Annotated in this window: 16 protein-coding genes; 3 read left to right on the top strand and 13 right to left on the bottom strand. The window is 71.1% G+C overall.

Features of this window, described 5'->3' with window-relative positions; genetic code table 11:
* Nucleotides 1-71: 71 nt before the first annotated feature.
* From galK to galT, 3 genes are read right to left on the bottom strand one after another with little or no spacing between them, the layout of a single operon-like run.
* Nucleotides 72-1235, bottom strand: a complete 1164-nt coding sequence (galK, locus tag ACFVH5_RS20810; protein WP_385835118.1) for a galactokinase — start codon at nucleotides 1233-1235, stop codon at nucleotides 72-74.
* A complete protein-coding gene (gene galE / locus ACFVH5_RS20805; RefSeq protein ID WP_385835117.1) occupies nucleotides 1235-2209 on the bottom strand; it encodes a UDP-glucose 4-epimerase GalE in 975 nt (324 codons plus the stop codon). Before galE ends, galK begins: the two co-directional genes overlap by 1 nt.
* Nucleotides 2206-3267, bottom strand: a complete 1062-nt coding sequence (gene galT / locus ACFVH5_RS20800) for a galactose-1-phosphate uridylyltransferase (RefSeq protein WP_385835116.1) — start codon at nucleotides 3265-3267, stop codon at nucleotides 2206-2208. Before galT ends, galE begins: the two co-directional genes overlap by 4 nt.
* Before the next feature lie 123 nt (nucleotides 3268-3390).
* On the opposite strand from galT, the gene ACFVH5_RS20795 reads away from it, so the two are divergent.
* Entirely contained in the window at nucleotides 3391-5112 is a 1722-nt protein-coding gene (locus tag ACFVH5_RS20795) for a sodium:solute symporter family protein (RefSeq protein WP_385835115.1), read from the top strand.
* A 33-nt stretch (nucleotides 5113-5145) separates the two neighbouring features.
* On the top strand, nucleotides 5146-5460 hold the full coding sequence (locus tag ACFVH5_RS20790) for a hypothetical protein (protein WP_385835114.1): 315 nt from the start codon (nucleotides 5146-5148) through the stop codon (nucleotides 5458-5460).
* Between the two features lie 286 nt (nucleotides 5461-5746).
* Here ACFVH5_RS20790 and ACFVH5_RS20785 read toward each other — a convergent pair whose 3' ends face one another.
* From ACFVH5_RS20785 to rsmI, 10 genes are all read right to left on the bottom strand, one after another.
* Nucleotides 5747-6451, bottom strand: a complete 705-nt coding sequence (locus ACFVH5_RS20785) for a LuxR C-terminal-related transcriptional regulator (protein WP_385835113.1) — start codon at nucleotides 6449-6451, stop codon at nucleotides 5747-5749.
* A gap of 470 nt (nucleotides 6452-6921) precedes the next feature.
* Nucleotides 6922-8769 (bottom strand): PQQ-binding-like beta-propeller repeat protein, encoded by a 1848-nt coding sequence (locus tag ACFVH5_RS20780; protein ID WP_385835112.1) that lies wholly within the window; start codon nucleotides 8767-8769, stop codon nucleotides 6922-6924.
* A 178-nt stretch (nucleotides 8770-8947) separates the two neighbouring features.
* Nucleotides 8948-10831, bottom strand: a complete 1884-nt coding sequence (locus ACFVH5_RS20775) for a PQQ-binding-like beta-propeller repeat protein (protein WP_385835111.1) — start codon at nucleotides 10829-10831, stop codon at nucleotides 8948-8950.
* Nucleotides 10832-11043: 212 nt separating this feature from the next.
* Nucleotides 11044-12852 carry an ABC-F family ATP-binding cassette domain-containing protein gene (locus ACFVH5_RS20770; RefSeq protein ID WP_384811080.1) on the bottom strand — a complete coding sequence of 603 codons (1809 nt, stop codon included), beginning with the start codon at nucleotides 12850-12852 and terminating at the stop codon, nucleotides 11044-11046.
* Between the two features lie 255 nt (nucleotides 12853-13107).
* Nucleotides 13108-14037, bottom strand: a complete 930-nt coding sequence (locus ACFVH5_RS20765) for a 4-(cytidine 5'-diphospho)-2-C-methyl-D-erythritol kinase (RefSeq protein ID WP_385835110.1) — start codon at nucleotides 14035-14037, stop codon at nucleotides 13108-13110.
* Nucleotides 14034-14894 (bottom strand): 16S rRNA (adenine(1518)-N(6)/adenine(1519)-N(6))-dimethyltransferase RsmA, encoded by an 861-nt coding sequence (gene rsmA, locus ACFVH5_RS20760; protein ID WP_385835109.1) that lies wholly within the window; start codon nucleotides 14892-14894, stop codon nucleotides 14034-14036. Before rsmA ends, ACFVH5_RS20765 begins: the two co-directional genes overlap by 4 nt.
* A gap of 225 nt (nucleotides 14895-15119) precedes the next feature.
* Nucleotides 15120-16661 carry a ubiquitin-like domain-containing protein gene (locus ACFVH5_RS20755; RefSeq protein WP_385835108.1) on the bottom strand — a complete coding sequence of 514 codons (1542 nt, stop codon included), beginning with the start codon at nucleotides 16659-16661 and terminating at the stop codon, nucleotides 15120-15122.
* Nucleotides 16662-16840: 179 nt separating this feature from the next.
* The gene (locus ACFVH5_RS20750) at nucleotides 16841-17710 is read right to left on the bottom strand and encodes a TatD family hydrolase (RefSeq protein WP_385835107.1); all 870 of its coding nucleotides are present in this window, start codon (nucleotides 17708-17710) and stop codon (nucleotides 16841-16843) included.
* A 105-nt stretch (nucleotides 17711-17815) separates the two neighbouring features.
* On the bottom strand, nucleotides 17816-18298 hold the full coding sequence (locus ACFVH5_RS20745; RefSeq protein WP_385835106.1) for a hypothetical protein: 483 nt from the start codon (nucleotides 18296-18298) through the stop codon (nucleotides 17816-17818).
* 358 nt (nucleotides 18299-18656) lie between these two features.
* A complete protein-coding gene (rsmI, locus tag ACFVH5_RS20740) occupies nucleotides 18657-19532 on the bottom strand; it encodes a 16S rRNA (cytidine(1402)-2'-O)-methyltransferase (protein ID WP_385835105.1) in 876 nt (291 codons plus the stop codon).
* A gap of 62 nt (nucleotides 19533-19594) precedes the next feature.
* Here rsmI and ACFVH5_RS20735 point away from each other — a divergent pair, with 62 nt between their 5' ends.
* Nucleotides 19595-21337, top strand: coding sequence for a dolichyl-phosphate-mannose--protein mannosyltransferase (locus ACFVH5_RS20735; protein WP_385835104.1), 1743 nt, complete (start codon nucleotides 19595-19597; stop codon nucleotides 21335-21337).
* The last annotated feature ends 110 nt before the right edge of the window (nucleotides 21338-21447 follow it).

Here is a 21447-nt window from a genome sequence, read left to right as displayed (position 1 = left end):
GCTCTCAGCCCGTCCGGCGTTTGAGGACACAGTGACGGGAAGGGTAGGGGCGGCGGGGGCGAAAAAACCCGTCAGCCCACCCGCCGCGCCCCCTCCGACGGCACCGCCGGGAACACCCGCGGCGCCGTGTAACCCGCAGCCGCGAACGCCTCCTCCACGGCCTTCGTGACCGTGTCCGCGTCCGCCGCCTCGACCAGCACGACCGCCGAGCCGCCGAACCCGCCGCCCGTCATCCGCGCCCCCAGCGCCCCGGCCTGGTTCGCCGTGGCGACGGCGAGGTCGAGTTCCGGGCAGGAGATGCGGAGGTCGTCGCGGAGCGACTCGTGGCCGGCCGTCAGGACGGGGCCGATGCCCCGGATGTCCCCCGCGTCGAGGAGCGCGATGACCTCCTCCACCCGGTGGTCGTCCGACACCACATGGCGTACGTAGCGGCGCACCCGCTCGTCCGAGAGCCGGGCGAGCGCCGCGTCGAGGTCCTCGTACGCGAGGTCCCGCAGGAAGGGGACGCCCAACTGCCGCGCGCCCTCCTCGCAGCCCTCCCGCCGCTCCGCGTACGCCCCGTCGCCCAGCGCGTGCTTGACGCGGCTGTCGACGACGAGGAGCTGGAGTCCCTGAGCGGGGAGGTCGAAGGGGACCTGCCGGATCGACAGGTCGCGGCAGTCGAGGTGGAGGGCGTTGCCCTCCGTGCAGCAGGCGGACGCGGTCTGGTCCATGACCCCGCAGGGCACGCCGACGAAGTCGTTCTCGGCGCGCTGGGCGACGCGGGCCAGTTCGGGCCCGGTGAGGCCGAGTTCGTACAGGTCGTTCAGGGCCAGGGCCGTGACGACCTCAAGCGCCGCCGACGAGGACAGGCCGGCGCCCGTCGGGACCGTCGAGGCGAGGTGGATGTGCGCGCCGGTGATCGCGTGCCCGGCTTCGCGCAGGACCCACACGACACCGGCGGGGTAGGCCGCCCAGCTGGTGTTCGTCAGCGGGGCCAGTGCGTCGACGTGCAGTTCGACGACCGGGCCCTCGATGTCGGCCGAGTGGAGGCGCAGCACCCCGTCGTCGCGGCGCGAGACCGCGGCCACCGCGGTGTGCGGCAGCGCGAGGGGCATGACGAAGCCCTCGTTGAAGTCGGTGTACTCGCCGATCAGGTTGACCCGGCCGGGCGCCGCCCAGATCCCCTCGGGAGGCGTCCCGTACAGCTTCTCGAAGCCGCCGCGAACCTGCTGAACCGCTTCCTGTGCCCCCACTAGTGCCCCTCCGCCTTCGCGTTGTTCTGCGCGAACTCCCACGCGTCCGCGACGATTCCCGCGAGATCCGCGCGGGACGGGTTCCAGCCGAGCCGGTCGCGGGCCGCGGCGGCGGACGCGACGAGGATCGCCGGGTCGCCGGCCCGGCGCGGGGCCGCGACCTCGGGGATCGGGTGTCCGGTCACCTTGCGGACGGTCTCGATCACCTCGCGGACCGAGAAGCCGTTTCCGTTGCCGAGGTTGCAGATCAGGTGCTCACCGGGCTGCGCGGCGGCGACCGCCAGCAGGTGCGCCTCCGCGAGGTCGGCGACGTGGATGTAGTCGCGGACGCAGGTGCCGTCGGGCGTCGGGTAGTCGTCACCGTAGACGGAGATGGCGTCGCGATGGCCCTGGGCGACCTGGAGGACGAGCGGGATGAGGTGCGACTCGGGGTCGTGCCGCTCACCGCTGCTGCCGTACGCGCCCGCCACGTTGAAGTAGCGCAGCGAGACGGCGGCCAGCCCGTGCGCGGCGGCCTCGCCCGTGATCATGTGGTCGACGGCCAGCTTCGAGGCGCCGTAGGGGTTGGTGGGCAGCGTCGGCGCGGACTCGGTGATCGGGGTGGTCTCCGGCTCGCCGTACGTCGCCGCCGTGGAGGAGAAGACCAGCTTGCGCACGCCCGTCTCGCGCATGGCGCCGAGCAGGGCCATCGTGCCGCCGACGTTGTTGTCCCAGTACTTCTCGGGCTTCACGACCGACTCGCCGACCTGCGAGAACGCGGCGAAGTGCAGCACCGCGTCGTACGAGGGGTCCAGCCACTCTGCGGCGTCGCGGATGTCGCCCTCGACGAAGGCGGCCCCGGCCGGGACGCCTTCGCGGAAGCCGGTGGAGAGGTTGTCGAGGACGGTCACCTCGTGGCCCGCCTCCAGCAGGTGCCGGGCGACCACGCTTCCCACATAGCCCGCACCGCCGGTGACCAGGTACTTCCCACTCATGAACTCGCTACCTCTCGCAGTCGCTGGGCCGCGGTCTCCGGCGGCACGTCGTTGATGAACACGTTCATGCCGGACTCGGAACCCGCGAGGAACTTCAGCTTGCCGGAAGTGCGGCGGATGGTGAAAAGCTCAAGGTGGAGCGCGAAGTCCTCGCGCACCACACCGTCGAACTCCTCCAGCGTGCCGAACGGCGCCTGGTGCCAGGCCGAGATGTACGGCGTCGGAGGCTCACCTTCGCCGAAGATCCGGTCGAAGCGCCTCAACAGTTCCAGATAGACCTGGGGGAACTCTGTGCGCGCGCCCTCGTCCAGACCCAGCAGATCGGGCACGCGGCGGCGCGGATACAGGTGCACCTCGTAGGGCCAGTGCGCCGAGAACGGCACGAAGGCCACCCAGTGCTCGGTCTCCAGGACGACCCGCTCGTCGGCGAGTTCGCGCTCCAGCACGGCGTCGAAGAGGTTCTCCCCGCCGGTCGCCTCCTTGTGCGCCGCCAGCGAGCGGAGCATCAGGGCCGTACGAGGGGTCGTGAAGGGGTACGCGTAGATCTGCCCGTGCGGGTGTCCGAGCGTCACGCCGATCTCGGCGCCGCGGTTCTCGAAACAGAACACCTGTTCCACGGCGGGGAGATGGGACAGCTCCGCCGTGCGGTCGGTCCACGCCTCCAGGACCAGGGCCGCCTGCTCCTCGGTCAGATCGGCGAAGGACGCGTCGTGGTTCGAGGTGAAGCAGACGACCTCGCACCGCCCGGAGTCCCCGGCCAGCGAGGGGAAGCGGTTCTCGAACACCGCGACGTCGTACGACGAGTCCGGGATCTCGCTCAGCCGGTCGCCCTCGGACGGGCACAGCGGGCACTCGTCGGCCGGCGGGTGGTAGATGCGGCCCTGGCGGTGCGAGGCGATGGCCACCGCGTCACCGAGCAGCGGGTCGCGCCGTACCTCCGAAGTGGTGACCGTCCGGTCGAGCGGGCGCCGGTCCACCGCGTCGCGCACGGTGTCGTCGCGCGAGTCGTAGTAGATGAGCTCACGACCGTCGGCCAGCCGGGTCGAGGTCTTCTTCACGCCGGACTCCCCATCCCTAACCCGATCAAACCAATAAACAGAATCAAACACATCAAACCACAAACCCCCACGTAAGTCAGCACCACAACCGAACAAAGAACACCAAGACGAAGTGAGAGCAGGATGCAGACCCCCACATACCCGGACCTGGCCCCTGGCCCGGCCCTGGACCTGGCCACCCCCCTGGCCGCGGAGCTGCGGCTCCCGACCAACTGGCTCGACTACACGATCCTGGCGATCTACTTCGTCGTCGTGCTCGGCATCGGCTTCGCCGCCCGCCGCTCGGTGAAGACCAGCCTCGACTTCTTCCTCTCCGGGCGTTCGCTGCCCGCCTGGGTCACCGGACTCGCCTTCGTCGCCGCCAACCTCGGCGCGACCGAGATCCTCGGCATGGCCGCCAACAGCGCCCAGTACGGCGTCTACACCGTGCACTGGTACTGGATCGGCGCCATCCCCGCCATGGTCTTCCTGGGCCTGGTGATGATGCCCTTCTACTACGGCTCGAAGGTCAGGTCCGTCCCTGAGTTCCTGCTGCTGCGCTTCGACCGGGGCGCGCATCTGCTCAGCTCCGTGCTGTTCGCGTTCGCCGCGGTCCTCATCGCGGGCGTCAACCTCTACGCGCTCGCCATCGTCGTCGAGGCGCTGCTCGGCTGGCCGGAGTGGGTGTCGATCGTCGTCGCGGGCGCCTTCGTGCTCGCGTACATCACCCTCGGCGGTCTGTCGTCGGCGATCTACAACGAGGTGCTGCAGTTCTTCGTCATCCTCGCCGCGCTCATCCCGCTCACGCTGCTCGGCCTGAAGAAGGTCGGCGGCTGGGACGGTCTGACCGACTCCCTCACGGCGAGCCACGGCGGTGACTTCACCACCGCGTGGGGCGGCACCGGCATCGGCAGCGACAACCCGCTCGGCGCGAACTGGCTGACCATCGTGCTCGGCCTCGGCTTCGTGCTGTCCTTCGGCTACTGGACGACCAACTTCGCCGAGGTGCAGCGCGCCCTGTCCGCGAAGAACCTGTCCGCGGCCCAGCGCACCCCGCTCATCGCCGCGTTCCCGAAGATCTTCATCGTGTTCCTGGTGATGATCCCCGGGCTCGTCGCGGCGGTGCTCGTACCGAAGATCGGAACATCCGGTTCCGACCTCCAGTACAACGACGCGATCCCGTACCTGATGGAGGACCTGCTCCCCAACGGCGTCCTCGGCATCGCGGTGACGGGCCTGCTCGCGGCGTTCATGGCGGGCATGGCGGCCAACATCTCGTCCTTCAACACCGTCTTCACGAACGACATCTGGGGCAGGTACGTGAAGCGCGACGAGGAGGACGCGTACTACGTGCGCTTCGGCCGCCTCATCACGGCGGTCGGGGTACTGGCGTCGATCGGCACGGCGTTCCTCGCCTCGTCCTTCTCGAACATCATGAGCTACCTCCAGACGCTGTTCTCCTTCTTCAACGTGCCGATGTTCGTCGTCTTCATCGTCGGCATGTTCTGGAAGCGCGCGTCCATGAAATCCGGCTTCTGGGGGCTGCTGGCCGGCACGACGGCCGCGATGGTCAACTACTTCGTCCTCTACAAGCAGGACATCATCGGCATCCCCTCCGACCAGGGCGCCAACTTCGTCTCCGCGATCGCCGGGTTCGTGGCGGGCGCGGTCGTGATGTTCGCCGTCTCCCTCTTCACCGCGCCGAAGCCGGAGGAGGAGCTGCGGGGGCTCGTGTACGGGACCAGCTCCCCCGGCATGGAGGAGCCGGCCGGGTCGGGCGACGACGCCTGGTACCGCAGGCCGGCGCTGCTCGGCTGGGGGGCCGTCGTCCTGGCCGCCGCCTGCTACATCCCGTTCTCGTTCTGATCACCGTCACCGTCACCGAAGGATCGACAGCCCATGAGCGACCACTCCGAGCGTGACGTCCATCGCGAAGTCACCGAACTGCAGGGAAAGTCGGCCACCGCGGCCCGGCTCTTCGACATCCGCCGCATCATCGGCGGCCTCTTCGTGGTCTACGGGATCATCGTGACGATCGCCGGGATCACCGCGTCCGATGCGGACATCGACAAGGCGGAGGGGGTGAACATCAACCTCTGGACGGGGTTGGGGATGCTGGCCCTGGGCCTGTTCTTCCTGGCCTGGCTGTGGCTGCGGCCTGCGGCTCCGCCTGTGCCGGACGAATCCTCTGCGGAGGGACCCACGAAGGTGTGACGGCCGACGGGCCTGAGCCCCCCTCCCCCTCCGGGGGTTCGTTCACCGCGGGCCGGTGGGGGCTGGTGGCGCCGTTCCCCGCACCCCTAAAAACGCTCGCCGCCCGCCGGCCGATGGGGGCTTGGCGCGCCGTTCCCCGCGCCCCTGAAAACGCTCGCCGCCCGCCGGCCGGTGAGGGCTGGTGGCGCCGTTCCCCGCGCCCTAAACGCGCTCGTCGCCTGCCGGCCGATGGGGGCCGGGCGCGCCGTTCCCCGCGCCCCTGACGGGGGTTGCCCCTATCGAGGTCTCAGATGTCCGGGGTCTGGCTCGCCGGTGTGTGGTGGGTCAGTGGGCCCGCTCGGTCCAGTAGGCCCGTGCGGGCCGCCAGGGCTGCGGCCTCCAGGCGGGAGCCCACGCCCAGCTTCATCAGGACCCGCTGTACGTGCGTGCGGGCGGTGCTCGGCGCTATGCCCATGCCGGCCGCGATGAGCCGCGTGTCCTCGCCGTCGGCCACCCGCACCAGCACCTCCACCTCGCGGGGCGTCAGCATCTGGAGCAGCCGCTGACCCTCGTCGTCGGGCTGCGCGGCCGGGTTGAGCAGTTCGCTGAAGGCGCCCTGGAGGAGCTGCGGCGCCACCGCGGCCTCCCCCGCGCGGGCCTTCATGATGGCGCGTTCGACGCCCTCTATGCGCTCGTCGTGCCGTACGTAACCGGAGGCGCCGGCGGCGAACGCGGCGGCGATGCCGCGCGGGTTGGGCACCGGCCCGAGGACCAGCACCGCGACCTGCGGCCGCTCCCGTTTGATCTTCACCACCGGATCGAAGATGCCCGGTTCGGCAGGCGTGGCCGTACCGATCAGGCACACCTCGGGCGCCCTGGTGATCACCAGCTCCGCCGCTCCCGCGGCGGGCGCGGCCGCGGCCAGCACACGGTGCCCGCGCAGTTTCAAGGCCGAGGCGAGCGCCTCGGCGAGCAGTCGGTGGTCGTCGACCACCATGAGCCGCACTCCCATCGAGCCCAACCCCCCAGTCCCCCCAGGATCCCTACTGGTACCCCATGGATAGGAGCCCCCCGGCTCTCCATCCCCCGGAAGCTACACGCTTGTTCGACGTTGCGCTCCCCCCAGTGGAGAGAAGTGCCCCGTAATGTCAAGATTCATCTCATTCGCGGAACGGCGCGCGGGAGACAACCTCCCCGCCCCGACACACGGGTATACACCCGGAAGTCTCCTTTGATCATGGGTCTCCGTCGAGCGCAGGGGGGCAACTTGCCACACTCCGCAGCGAACAAGCCTGACCCGGACCACTGTTTGACCACCCTGTATCGCCCTTGGACCATTTCCCGGCCGTCTCGCTGTCCTTCTGCCCCCGTGCCCCCACTCCTCCCTGTCCCGCTGTCCTTTCGGCAGTACAGCGCGACGCCCCCGCCGCCCGGGAAGCGGGCGGCGGGGGCGTCGCGTGGAGCGCGGGAGCGTCGCACGGGCTACTCGGCGCCGAACCCGATCGCCGTGTAGTCCTTCTCGTCCTTCGAGTACGGGGCGCTGACCAGGTCCTCGGCCATGAAGAGCCGGCCGGCCGTGTACAGCATCTCCGAGGACTTGGGCACCATTCCGCTGATCGCGCTGCGGACCTGGTCGGTGGCCGGGGTCTCCAGGAGCTTGGTCTCCTTGAAGGACTTGCCGTCGATGGAGACGACCTGGGAACCCTTGTCGTAGGGGCCGTTCTTGTACGCGATGATGTCGGTGCCGTCCATCCGGACCGGCCAGATCTCGTAGCCGTCGCCCGCGTCGGCCCGGTCGCTCGTGGACTTGCCGGTGGCCAGCGAGAAGGACACGATCTCGTTGACGCGGCTGTACTTCTCGTCGCCCTCGTGCTGCTTGGTGGGCACGTACAGCTTGTCGTTGCCGACCGCGATCGCCTTGCAGCTGTGGACCTTGTTCACACCGCAGTCGTGCCCGTACTTGCCGTCCTCCAGCGTGATCTTCGTCCGCAGCTTGCCGCTGTCGTCCAGCGAGAAGATGTCGGTCGCGCCGGACGCGGTGATCTCGCCGGAGTCCACACCGAAGACGACCGGCTTGGTGGAGATGACCTTGGCGTTGTCGATGCCCGAGGGGAGCTTGTAGCTCCACTTGACGGTGCCCGTCTTCGGGTCGAGGCGCTGGACCTCGTACTTCTCGTTGCCGTAGTCACCGCACTTGCGGACCGCGACCAGCTGCTCGCCGCCCGCGTAGCCGACGTCCTCGCACGAGCTGACCTTCGGCTGCCACAGGACCTTGCCGTCGGCGATGTCGAAGGCGGCGCCGCCGTCGAGGCCGGAGCCCGCCGCGACCGTGGTGCCGGTGATGCTGACCTCCTTGAACTTGGCCTTCTCACCGCCGCCCGGGGCCACGGACTTCGTCCAGAGCGCCTTGCCGGTGTTCATGTCGAAGGCCGTGACCTCGGTGCACGACGGGTACGGGTCGGCCTTGGTGCGCGGGGCGTCCTCCGCGACCACCACGGCGACCCCGTCCTTGGTCACCTCGGGCGAGCCGGCGCAGGTCAGGCCCGTCAACGGCAGGGTCCAGGTCTCCTTGCCGGTGTCCGGGTCGTGGCCGACGACCTTGCGTACGCCCGCCTTGGCGTACACCTTGTCCGTCAGCCAGGAACCCTCCACGCTCCAGACCTCCTTCTTGGGGACCTCGGGCGCGGGCAGCTGGAAGAGGACCTTCGCACCGGTGCTGGACGGCACCTTCTCCGAGCCGCCGCCACCGCCGCCCGTGCTGCCGCCGTCGTTGTCGCCGTCGTTGTCGCCGTCCTTGCCGTCGGTCCCGCCGGGGCCCGCGGAGGTGTCCTTGTCGTCCTTGCCGGACGAACTCGCGTACCAGACACCGCCGCCGACGATCAGCCCGATCGCCACCACGGCCGCGACGATGATCGCCGCCTGGGCGCCGAACTTCTTCCCGCCCGTGGGGGCCTGCGGCTGCATCGGCATGGTGTGGGGCTGCGGATAGCCGTACTGGGGCTGCTGCCCCGGGTAGCCGTACCCCTGCGGCGGCTGCTGGCCCGGGTAGCCGTAACCGGGCACGGTCGGCGGCTGCGGGGGTCCCTGCGGGTAGCCGTACGGCTGTTGCGGCGGGCCCTGCGGCGCGGCGGGCGGGCCGGCCGGGGGCGGGGTCTGCGGAGGCGCCTGGGGCGGGGGTGCCTGCGGGTAGCCGTAGCCCGGCTGGGGCTGCTGCGGGGGCCCGGCGGGCGGCGTGGGCGGACCGAACCCGCCCGGGGGCGGGTCCTGCGGGGCGCCGAAACCGCCACCCTGGGGCGGCTGGTTCGGCGGCGGGGGCGGCGGCTGGCTCATGACGTGTGTACCTCGGGTGCGAAGGGGACGGAGGGAACGCGGAGGGCGCGGAAGTCGCGTGTGACGCAGGAGATGCGTGTGACGCTGGAGACGCGCGTGACGCCGGAGGCGCGGGTGGGGCCGTCGCGCCCGCCGAGGGCGCGAGCGGCGGAACCGGCGGAGGCGGAGACCGGCCGGGTCACTTGCCGTAGGCCAGCATCAGCTTCTCCTTCGACTGGTCGTTGCCGGTCAGCCGGGTGGTGGAGAGGTAGAAGCGCCCGTCCACCCAGTCGACGGCCTTCGAGAAGAAACCGTTCTCCACGTCCGCCGCGCCCTGCGGGTTCTGCAGCAGCGTCTTCGGGGTGTGCGCACCGCCGCCGGTCGGGATCGAGACGATCCGGCCGCCCGCGTCGTACGAGGGCCCCACGTACGCGACGAGGTCCGTGCCGTCCGTCTTCAGGGGCACCATCGAATCGTCCACCGGGGACTTGGCGCGCCACTTCTCCTTGCCGCTCTCCAGGCTGATCGCGACGATCTCGTTGGCGCCGCTCTTCGCCTCGGTCGGCAGATAGAGGGTGTTGGCGTCGGCCGTCACGCCCTCGCAGCCCTGGAGGTCACGCGAGAGGATCGCCCAGCCGCACTCCGGCGCGAACGATTCGTCGACGTCGACCTGCGAACGGGCCGTGCCGTCGTTCTTCAGCGCGGTGATGTTCCACTGCTTCTTGTCCGCGTTGGTGAGGTAGAGGACCACCGGATCGACGGAGTAGGGGCGCTCCACACGCCAGCCCTTGGGGATCTTCTTGGTCCACTTGGCCTTGCCGGTCGCCGGGTCGAGCTCCTGCACCTCGTCGTGCTCGTCGTCGCCGCCCGCGCCGCAGGAGGAGACGGAGAGCAGCTTGGCGCCGCCCGCGAACGCCGACGGGAAGCAGGAGTTGCCGTACTTCTTCTTGTCGAAGAGCTTGTCGCCGCTGCCCGTGTCGTAGCCGACGCCGGACATGGAACGGCCGACCAGCAGCGTGTTCCCGGAGATGTTCAGACTGAGGCTGAGGGAGCTGTCGAACAGGTCGCCCTTCGGGATCTTCTGGGTCCAGCCCTTCTTGCCCGTGGCGAGGTCGACCTCCACGACCTGGTTGCACTCGGCGGAGGACTTGGTGCCCTCCTTGTACGCCACGAAGACCTTGTCGTCGGACGTCTTCTGGGCGGACGCGGCACAGATCGGTTGCGGGAACGTGATCGCGGGCCAGCTGACCTTGCCGTCACCGACGTCGTAGGCGAAGAGCTGCTTGTACGCGGCCTTCACGGCGACCTTGTCGGTGATCCACATGCCGGGGGCGTCGGCGCCCGAACCGGGGGCGTCGGGCGCCTCCTTGTACCAGAGCACCTTCGCCTCACCGGCCTGGCGGCCCTCGTTGAGGTCCTCGGAACCGGCGTTGCCGTCGCCGTCGCCGTCACCGGGGTTGACGGGCGCGTCGGACCCGGACGGCTTGGCGTCCTGGCTCTTGTCGGCGAGGGGCTTCTTCTTGCCGTCACCGTCGTCGTCGCCACTGGTGACGACGAGCACGGTGGCACCGACGACGAGCACGGCGGCCAGCGCCGCACCGATGATCGCGGCGGGCTTGCCCTTGAAGGGGCCGCGGGAGCCGCCGCCGGGCGGGGTGCCGGGCCCGCCCGGGAACTGCGGCTGCGTCGGGTAGCCGTACCCGGGCTGCTGCTGGCCGTAGGGCCCCGGCTGCTGCGGCTGACCGTAGGGACCGGGCTGGCCGTACGGGCCCGGCTGCTGCGGATAGCCGTACGGACCGGGCTGCTGGGGCTGCCCGTACGGGCCGGGCTGCTGCGGGTAGCCGTAACCGGGCGCGGGCGGTGGCGGGGTGCCCGGCGCGCCCTGCGGCGGCGGGGGCGGAGGCGTCTGCGGGGGGCCTTGTGGAGCGCCCTGCGGGGGCGGCGGGGCCGCCGGCGGCTGGGCGGGCGGTGGCGGCGTGGCGCCCCGCGGGTCCTGCGGAGGTCCGAAGCCGCCCTGCGGCGGCTGGTCCTGCGGCGCTCCGAACCCGCCCTGCTGCGACGGCTTTTCAGGCGGCTGAGTCATCAGCGCGTTCCCCCTCTTCACTGATTTTTAGCCATGCCCTGCAGTACGCACCGCAGCAGGCGATGCACTCACAGTGGTTGCCATAGGGCCTGAGAGTGTTCCCAGACGGCTCTTTCTATCACCCTGGAGCGCTCGAACACCGGGCCGGTTCTTCCCTGTTTCCAAGGGAGAACCGGCCCGTGATGCCCTCGTTACGCTTGTTCACGCGCTCTTCACGCGTCGTCGGCGAGCTCCAGCCAGCGCATTTCCAACTCCTCGCGCTCGGTGGCCAGTTCACGTAGCTCGCCGTCCAGTTTGGCCACCTTCCCGAAGTCCGTGGCGTTATCAGCGATTTGCGTGTGCAGCTTGCTCTCCTTCTCGGAGATCTTGTCCAGCTGCCGCTCGATCTTCTGGAGTTCCTTCTTCGCGGCGCGGTCCTCCTTGGCCGATACCGCGGCGGGGGAAGCACCCTTGTCCGCGGCCGGAGCCGAGGCCGCGGCGGCCTCCTCCATCTTGTGGCGCCGCTCCAGGTACTCGTCGATACCGCGCGGCAGCATCCGCAGGGTCGCGTCGCCGAGGAGCGCGAAGACCCGGTCGGTCGTGCGCTCGATGAAGAACCGGTCGTGGGAGATCACGATCAGGGAGCCGGGCCAGCCGTCGAGGAGGTCCTCCAGCTGGGTGAGGGTCTCGATGTCGAGGTCGTTCGTCGGCTCGTCGAGGAAGAGGACGTTCGGCTCGTCCATCAGCAGCCGCAGGATCTGCAGCCGGCGGCGCTCACCGCCGCTGAGGTCGCCGACGGGCGTCCACTGCTTCTCCTTGTTGAACCCGAAGGTCTCGCAGAGCTGGCCCGCGGTCATCTCACGGCCCTTGCCGAGGTCGACCCGGTCGCGGACCGCCTGGACGGCCTGCAGCACCCGCAGGTTCGGGTCGAGTTCGCCGACCTCCTGGGAGAGGTAGGCGAGCTTGACGGTCCGGCCGGTGACGACCCGGCCCGCGGCGGGCTGCGTCTCGCCGTCGGAACGGGCGGCCTCCGCCATGGCCCGCAGGAGGGACGTCTTGCCCGCGCCGTTCACGCCGACCAGACCGATCCGGTCGCCCGGACCGAGCTGCCAGGTCAGATGCTTGAGGAGCACCTTGGGCCCGGCCTGCACGGTGACGTCCTTCAGCTCGAAGACCGTCTTGCCGAGCCGGGACGAGGCGAACTTCATCAGCTCGCTGCTGTCGCGGGGCGGCGGCACGTCCGCGATCAGCTCGTTGGCGGCCTCGACGCGGAAGCGCGGCTTCGACGTACGGGCCGGGGCGCCCCGCCGCAGCCAGGCCAGCTCCTTGCGGACCAGGTTCTGCCGCTTGACCTCCTCGGTGGCGGCGATGCGCTCCCGCTCGGCGCGCGCGAAGACGTAGTCGGTGTAACCGCCCTCGTAGTCGTAGACGTCGCCCTTCTGCACGTCCCACATGCGGGTGCAGACCTGGTCCAGGAACCACCGGTCGTGGGTGACGCAGACGAGGGCGGACCGGCGCTCGCGCAGATGCTGCGCCAGCCAGGCGATGCCTTCCACGTCGAGATGGTTGGTGGGCTCGTCGAGGATGATCAGGTCCTGCTCGTCGATGAGCAGCTTGGCCAGCGCGATGCGCCGCCGCTCACCGCCGGACAGCGGTCCGATCACGGTGTCGAGGCCCTGCGGGAAGCCGGGCAGGTCGAGCCCGCCGAACAGGCCCGTCAGTACGTCCCTGATCTTGGCGTTGCCCGCCCACTCGTGGTCGGCCATGTCCCGGATCACCTCGTGCCGGACGGTGGCCGCGGGGTCCAGGGAATCGTGCTGGGTGAGCACGCCGACATGCAGGCCGCCCGAGTGCGTGACGCGCCCGGAGTCGGCCTCCTCCAGCTTCGCGAGCATGCGGATCAGCGTGGTCTTGCCATCACCGTTACGGCCGACCACCCCGATCCGGTCCCCTTCGGACACGCCGAGGGAGACTCCGTCGAGCAGCGCACGGGTTCCGTACACCTTGCTGACTGCCTCGACATTGACCAGATTGACGGCCATCGCACTCCTGACAAGGGGGATCGATCGACCTTCCAGGGTAGCCGCCCACAAGGATGATCCTTCCGGGCGCCCAAGAAGGGTGGGCGGGAACGTTCAGGCGCGAGGGGAACGCCGCGGTCTTTCGGGGCCGCAGCCCCAGGGGCGCGGGGAACGGCGCAGTCTCTTGCCTTCAGGGGCGCGGGGAACTGCGCAATCTTTTGGGCCCGCCCCCACACACCCGCACGCGCAAGCGCCCCCGGCACGCAACCGTGCAGGTCACAGCAGGACAGCCCCGCTCACCGGTCCCACAGCCACGCGCGCGGCGCGACAGACCCCCGCCGCCACCAGCGCGTCGACGACCTTCGCACCAGCCTCCGCGTCGGCGACAAGGAACGCCGTCGTGGGCCCGGACCCGGACACGATCGCGGCCGACGCCCCGCCCTCGACCCCGACGGCCAGCGTCGAGGCCAGCGACGGCCGCAAGGACAACGCGGCACCCTGAAGGTCATTGGTCACGGCCGAGGCCAGCGCGGAGACGTCCCCCGAGGCCAGCGCATCGAGCAGCACCCCGGAGGCAACCGGCTCGGGCACCGCGACCCCGTCGTTGAGCCGGTCGAACTCCCCGTACACCGCCGGCGTCGACAGCCCCCCGTCGGCCACGGCGAACACCCAGTGGAAGCTCCCCCCGACCGGAAGGACCCGCAGCTTCTCCCCGCGCCCGGTCCCGAGCGCGGCCCCGCCGACCAGGCTGAACGGCACATCGCTGCCGAGTTCGGCGCAGATCTCCAGGAGCTCGTCCCGCGAGGCCCCCGTACCCCAGAGGGCGTCGCAGGCGACCAGTGCGCCCGCGCCGTCGGCGGAGCCGCCCGCCATGCCCCCGGCGACCGGGATGTCCTTCGCGATGTGGATGTGCACATCGGCCCGGCGCCCGTACCGCGCGGCCAGCTTCTCCGCCGCCCGCGCCGCCAGGTTCGTACGGTCCAGGGGCACCTGGGCCGCGTCGGGCCCCTCGCAGGTGATCCGGAGGGTGTCCGCGGGGGTCACCGTCACCTCGTCGTACAGCCCGACGGCGAGGAACACGTTGGCGAGGTCGTGGAACCCGTCGGCGCGGGCCCCGCCCACGGCCAGCTGGACATTGACCTTGGCGGGAACCCGTACCGTCACGCTGCCCGTCGTGCTCACCGTCACGCCGTCCGCCCCGCTCACTGCTTGTTCTCCGCGATCCGTGCGAACTCCTCCACCGTCAGGGACTCACCGCGCGCCTGCGGCGAGACACCCGCGGCGACCAGCGCGGCCTCGGCGGCCGGCGCCGAACCGGCCCAGCCGGCCAGCGCGGCCCGCAGGGTCTTGCGCCGCTGGGCGAAGGCGGCGTCCACGACGGCGAAGACCTCACGCTTCGTGGCGGTCGTCTTCACCGGCTCCGCGCGGCGGACCAGCGAGACGAGCCCGCTGTCCACGTTCGGGGCGGGCCAGAAGACATTGCGGCCGATCGATCCGGCGCGCTTCACCTCGGCGTGCCAGTTCGCCTTCACGGAGGGCACGCCGTACACCTTCGAGCCGGGCGGCGCGGCCAGCCGGTCGGCGACCTCCGCCTGCACCATCACGAGCGTGCGCTCGATGGTGGGGAAGGTGTCGAGCATGTGCAGCAGCACGGGCACGGCGACGTTGTACGGGAGGTTCGCGACCAGGGCCGTCGGGGCGGGGCCGGGCAGCTCGGACACCTGCATGGCGTCCTCGTGGACGAGCGAGAACCGCTCGGCGCGGTCCGGCATGCGGGCGGCGATCGTGGCGGGCAGCGCGCCCGCGAGGGCGTCGTCGATCTCGACGGCGACGACCCGGTCGGCCGCCTCCAGGAGGCCCAGGGTCAGCGACCCGAGGCCCGGTCCGACCTCGACGACCACGTCCTCGGGACGGACGTCGGCGGTCCGGACGATGCGCCGCACGGTGTTGGCGTCGATGACGAAGTTCTGACCGCGCTGCTTGGTGGGCCGTACGCCGAGGGCTGCCGCGAGTTCGCGGATGTCGGCGGGGCCCAGGAGGGCGTCGGAGGCGGGGCTGGTCACGCCCCAAGGGTAAGGGTGACCACGGCCGACTCCCGTCCGCGGGGCCTGCGCCCCCACACCCCCCATCGCGCTAACGCGCTCGTCCTCAAACGCCGGACAGGCTAAAAGAAGAAGACCGGGGCGCAGCCCCGCCCTGAGGGGCGCGGGGAACTGCGCGACCAGCCCCCACCGGGCCCGCGGACGAAACCCCACGGGGCCCGGGGCGGAGCCCCGGTGGGACGACCCCTACAACCGCCCCCCACAGTGCGGCCAGGGACTGGCCCCCCGCCGCACATACAACTTCTTCGCCCGGAACGTCTGCTCCGCCGCGGAAGCGTCCTGCGGACGCCCCGCCCCGCCCAGCGCCTGCCAGGTCCGCGTGTCGAACTGGTAGAGCCCGCCGTACGTCCCGGACGGATCGACCGCCCCCGGCCGCCCCCCGGACTCACAGTGCGCGAGCCCCTGCCAGTTCAGCCGGTCGGCCCCCTGCACGGATGTGGGAAGCGGCTTCGTCCCCACCTTCACGACCTGCGCCCGCGGCTCCCGCACCACCTCGGACCGCAGCCGCCGCGGCTTCTGCCGGACGCCGTTGACGGTCCGCAGCGCGTAGGTGACGCGCCGCAGCCCGGGCCGCCCCGCCTGCTCGACGACCTCGGTGCCCCGGAACAGCCCGGCATCCTGGGTCCGGTGCACCTCGAAGGGCAGCGGTTCCTCGCGGACCTCTTTCGTGCCGGTGATCCGCATGATCGTCACCGTCTGTCCGTCGCGCGGGAAGCTGTCGGCCGGCACGGAGGTGGTGTCCTGGCCGTGCAGTGTGATCCCGGCCTCGTCCACGGTCTCGCGGACCGTCGCCGCGTTCGTACGGACCGTCCGCGCCTGTCCGTCCGCCATGACCGTCACGGTCCGCTCGGTGCGGACGTCGAGCGCGAGCCCCGCGCGTCCGATCTGCCGAGCGCGCGGCACCGACACGTACGCGCCCTCCGCGCGCACCCCCAGTTCCCGCAGTGCCTCGTCCACGGTGTGGGCGGTGGTCCACACGTGGCTCGACCGCCCGTCCAGGGTGAGCCGCAGGGGCCGCCCGTACTCCACGGCGATCTCCGCACCGCTGGTGAGGGGGGCTCCGGGGGCGGGGGCCACCACGTCGTGGGCGCCCACCCGGACCCCTTCGTCGGCGAGCAGTTCGCCGACGTCGTCCGCGAAGGTGTGCAGGGTGCGGGGCTTGCCGTCGACGGTCAGTTCGATCGCCTTGTCGTCGGCGACGAAGGCGGTGGTGCCGCCCGCGAGGAAGGCGACGACCAGCGCCTGGGGGATCAGCTTGCGTACGTCGGGCCGCTCCGCGCTCCTGCGGCGCCGCTTGGCCCGCCGGGCTGCGGCCCGTCCACCGGACCGGGCGGCCGGACCGTTGAAGAGTTCGGTGGTCAGTTCGGAGGTCGGGGCGAGGGGGACCGCCTGCCGCGGAAGCGTCGGCGCGTCCGGGAACCAGGCTTCGCCGGGGTGCACGTATCCGTGCCCGTACTCGTGTCGGTACGCGGGCTCGTGCTCAAGCCCGTACGCGTACACGGGCCCGTGCCTGTTGCCGTACTCGTGGGCGGGCACGTGTTCGTGGGCGGGCACGTGCTCGTGCTCGTACGCGGGCCGATACGTGTCCGGATGACCGTGGCCGTGGCCGTACGGCTCCGGATCGCCGTGGCCGCCGTGGCCGCCGTGGTCCGCGTGCCCATGTGCCGGGCTCGGGTTCACGTTCGGGCCGTGGTTCGGGCCATACGTCTCGTACTGCGGACTGCTCACGACGGCACGCTCCAGAAGACCGGTGGAGAGAGGTACGCCCGCGGGGCTCCTTCGGGTTGAGGGAAGGCGGGTGGGCGGACAGAACCTAGCGGAGCGTTCGTCACTCTCCAAAGCAGCGCGACCACGCAGTGTCGCGAAGCGTCCGGGCCGGACCCCGGGAGCGCGCTGTCCGTGAGGGGTCAGTAATCGAACGCGCGGGCGGTGTTCGCCGAGAGCGCCGTCGCCAGCACGTCCTCGTCGAGCCCCCGTACGGCGGCCATGGCACGGATCGTGACCGGAATGAGATAGGGGGCGTTGGGCCGTCCGCGGTACGGGACGGGCGTCAGGAAGGGCGCGTCGGTCTCGACGAGGACGAGTTCGAGCGGCGCCACGGCGAGGGCGTCGCGCAGCGGCTGCGCGTTCTTGAAGGTCATGTTCCCGGCGAACGACATGTAGTAGCCGGCGCGTGCGCAGACCGCCGCCATCTCCGCGTCCCCGGAGTAGCAGTGGAAGACGGTCCGCTCGGGCGCGCCCTCCTCCTTCAGGATGCGCAGCACGTCGGCGTGGGCGTCCCGGTCGTGGATGACGAGCGCCTTGCCGTGCCGCTTGGCGATCTCGATGTGCGCGCGGAAGGACAGCTCCTGGGCGGCGATGCCCTCGGGGCCGGTGCGGAAGTGGTCGAGGCCGGTCTCGCCGACGCCCTTGACCTGGGCGAGCGCGGCGAGCCGGTCGATCTCGGCGAGCGCCTCGTCCAGCGCGCCCGCGCCACCGCCCTCCCGCGCACCCTGCCGCGACCAACCGTCGGGGTCACCGTGCACGATGCGGGGCGCCTCGTTCGGGTGGAGGGCGACGGTCGCGTGGACGGCGTCGTACGCGGCGGCCGTCTCGGCCGCCCAGCGTGAGCCCTTCAGGTCGCAGCCCACCTGCACGACCGTCGTCACGCCCACCGACGCGGCCTTGGCGAGGCCCTCCTCGACCGTGCCGGACTGCATGTCGAGATGGGTGTGCGAGTCGGCCACCGGTACCCGCAGGGGGTCCGGCAGGGGCGGGGCTTCGGCGTTGGAAGGCATACCCCGATCCTACGAAGGGGGCCCGGCGGCAGCGGAACGCCGGGTCCCGTCCCGCGGGGAAGCTGTCCGCGAGCGGTGGACCCGGCGCCCTGGGGTGCCCGGGAGTCACCCCGCCTTGCGGTGGTGGAACGGGTGCAGCAGGTCGGACAGGTGCCAGTGGTGGACGGGCTTGGCCGCCGTCGCCGTCTCCGGCAGTTGCGTCACCTCGGGCGGCTGCGCATCCTCCGCGGGCACCACGGTGACCGTGGCCCGCTTCATCGGAGGTACGGACAGCGCGCGGCGCATCGAGTTCTGCGCCGAGGACACCTGGCCGGCCCGCATGATGCGCACGATGTGCCCGTCGCAGTTCACGCAGCTCGGCCGGCTCAGCGGCGACGGCACGACCATGCCGTCCGCCACGTACGTCACGAACTGGGCTCCCTCGGTGTCGAAGTGGTGCTCGATCTCGTACGACTGTTCCCAGCCGTGCCCGCAGCGCATGCAGGCGAAGGAATACGACTCGTGGACGGTGTCGGTGGCCGGGACGGCGTCGACGCGGTGTGCGGGTCCGCCGGTGATCCGACCGGGCTGCCCTGCGATCTCACTCATGCCAGCTCCTCTTGTCCGCTGGACGAGGACGGGTCTGTCCTTCCTCCAGTGGACGCCTCCGCCGACGCGAATGCACCGCCCCTGTCGAGTGTTGGAGCCGTCTTGGCCGTTCCTTGTCGGAGGGCCCTCGATACCCGGTCGGGGCTTTGCTTTCGACGGCGGTCCTTTGCGAGCGCATGGGCCGGTGCGCTCCCCTGTGAAATCGTGCGCTCCCCTGAGGACCCGTGCGCTCCCCGGGCGGGGCGACCGCGCTCTCTTTCAGCAGGTCACGTGCTCGTTCGCCCGCTCGCCGCGGGGGTCGCTCAGGGGTCCCGCAGGGGGCCCTCAGGAGGTCCCTCAGGGGCGCTCCGAAGATCGTTCAGGGGCCCGCGCGCTCGGCGTTCTTCGCCGCGACGACCGCGTCGAAGACCTCCCGCTTGGGTAGGCCCGCGTCCGCGGCGACGGCGGCGATGGCCTCCTTGCGCCGCTCCCCCGCCTCCTCGCGCACCCGCACCCTGCGCACCAGTTCCTCGGGGCCGAGCACCTCGGTCTTCTCGGGGGCGCCCTCCACGACGACGGTGATCTCGCCGCGCACGCCCTCCGCGGCCCAGACGGCGAGGTCCCCGAGCGGGCCCCGCTTGACCTCCTCGTACGTCTTGGTCAGCTCGCGGCAGACGGCGGCCCGCCGCTCGGCGCCGAACACCTCGGCCATCGCCGCGAGGGTGTCGTCGAGCCGGTGCGGGGCTTCGAAGAAGACGAGCGTGCGCCGCTCGTCCCCGACCTCGCGCAGCCGTGAGAGACGTTCACCCGCCTTGCGCGGCAGGAATCCCTCGAAGCAGAACCGGTCGACGGGCAGTCCGGACAGCGCGAGCGCGGTGAGCACGGCGGACGGGCCGGGCACGGCCGTGACCTTGATGTCCTTCTCGACGGCTGCGGCGACGAGCCGGTAGCCGGGGTCGGACACGGACGGCATCCCGGCGTCGGTCACGAGCAGCACGCGCGCGCCGCCGACCAGCGCCTCGACCAGTTCGGGCGTACGCGCGGACTCGTTGCCCTCGAAGTAGGAGACGACCCGTCCGGTCGGCTGGACGTCGAGGCCCTGGGTCAGCCGCCGCAGCCGCCGGGTGTCCTCGGCGGCGATGACGTCGGCCCCCGCCAGCTCCGCCGCGAGGCGGGGCGGTGCGTCCGCGATGTCCCCGATGGGCGTGCCTGCGAGTACGAGGATTCCTGCCGCGGTTCCACCGGTTCCTGTCACGGTTCCATCCTCGCAGGGGCGGCCCGCGGGACTCACACAGACCTGTTCCCTACGATGGCGCGGTGACAAGTACCGCGTCCTCCACGGACACCCGGCAGGGACAGGGCGTCGAAGAGCAGCGGCCGTCGTGGCAGCAGCGGCTGCGCAGGTTCGGCCACGCGGCCGGATCCAGAGACGACGTCCGCGACCGCCTCGTGCCCGCGTACACCGAGCCCGGCCCACGTCTGTGGGCGGCGATCGGGCTCCGCCAGGAGGCCGCCGAACGCATCGTCCGCTGGTCGGCGTGGGGCGGCCCGCTGCTCATCACGCTGCTGGCGGGCCTGATGCGGTTCTGGAACCTGGGCAGCCCGAAGGCGGTGATATTCGACGAGACGTACTACGCCAAGGACGCCTGGGCGCTCATCCACCGCGGGTTCGAGGTCAACTGGGCCAAGGACGCCAACGACCTGGTCCTGCAGCACGGCGACAGCGTCCGGATCCCGACCGACGCCGCCTACGTCGTGCATCCGCCGGTCGGCAAGTACGTCATCGGGCTCGGCGAGTGGATGTTCGGGTTCACGCCGTTCGGCTGGCGGTTCATGACGGCCCTGCTCGGCACGCTGTCCGTGCTGATGCTGTGCCGGATCGGCCGTCGCCTGTTCCGCTCGACGTTCCTCGGGTGCCTGGCGGGCGCGCTGATGGCGGTGGACGGCCTGCACTTCGTGATGAGCCGCACCGCGCTGCTCGACCAGGTGCTGATGTTCTTCGTCCTCGCGGCCTTCGGCTGCCTGGTCGTCGACCGCGACAGGACCCGCGAACGCCTGGCCGCCGCGCTTCCGCCGGACGCCGACGGGGTCGTACGCCCGGACTCGCACATCGCCATGACCACCCGCCTCGGCCGCCGCCCCTGGCGTCTGCTGGCGGGTCTGATGCTCGGCCTGGCCATCGGCACGAAGTGGAACGGCCTCTACATCCTCGTCGCGTTCGGCCTGATGACGGTCCTGTGGGACGTCGGCTCACGGCGGGTTGCGGGTGCCCGCCGCCCGTACGTGGCGGTCCTCAAGCACGACGTGGGCTGGGCGTTCCTCTCCACGGTCCCGGTGGCGATCGCCACGTACCTCCTCTCCTGGACGGGCTGGATCCTGTCCGCCACCGACGGCAAGGGCGGCTACTACCGCAACTGGGCCACGGCCGACGGCCGCACCAGCGACTGGTCCTGGCTGTTCCCCGACTGGTGGCGCAGCCTGTGGCACTACGAGACGCAGGTGTACGACTTCCATGTCGGCCTGCATTCTCCGCACACGTACCAGTCGAACCCGTGGAGCTGGATCGTCACGGGCCGTCCGGTCTCGTACTTCTACGAGTCGCCGCTGCCCGGCAAGGACGGCTGTCCGACGGACGCGGGCGAGAAGTGCGCCCGCGAAGTCCTGGCCCTCGGCACCCCGCTCCTGTGGTGGGCCGCGGCCTTCGCGATCCTGTACATCCTGTGGCGCTGGATCTTCCGCCGCGACTGGCGGGCGGGCGCGATCGTCTGCGGCATCGCGGCGGGCTACCTCCCGTGGTTCCTCTACCAGGAACGCACGATCTTCTTCTTCTACGCGGTCGTCTTCCTCCCGTTCCTGTGCCTGGCGGTGGCGATGATGATCGGCGCGATGCTGGGCCCGCCGGGCGCCTCGGAACGCCGCCGGGTCGTCGGTGCGGCGGCCACCGGAGTCCTGGTCCTCCTGATCGCCTGGAACTTCATCTACTTCTGGCCGATCTACACGGGCCAGGCGATCCCGATCGACAACTGGCGGGCGCGGATGTGGCTGGACACCTGGGTCTAGCCCGCCAGCCACCCCGGCCCATCACTCCCGTCCCCTTACCTCTGGAGTAATCGACCGCTCTCCCCGCCCCCGGCAGGATCAGGCACCTCGGCGGCAACCGCCGCCGGGGT

It is taken from the genome of Streptomyces sp. NPDC127119, from assembly GCF_042677425.1.
Taxonomy (GTDB): Bacteria; Actinomycetota; Actinomycetes; order Streptomycetales; family Streptomycetaceae; genus Streptomyces.
Note: the sequence above shows the minus strand (reverse complement) of the source record. Positions and strands in the feature narration are given on the sequence as shown.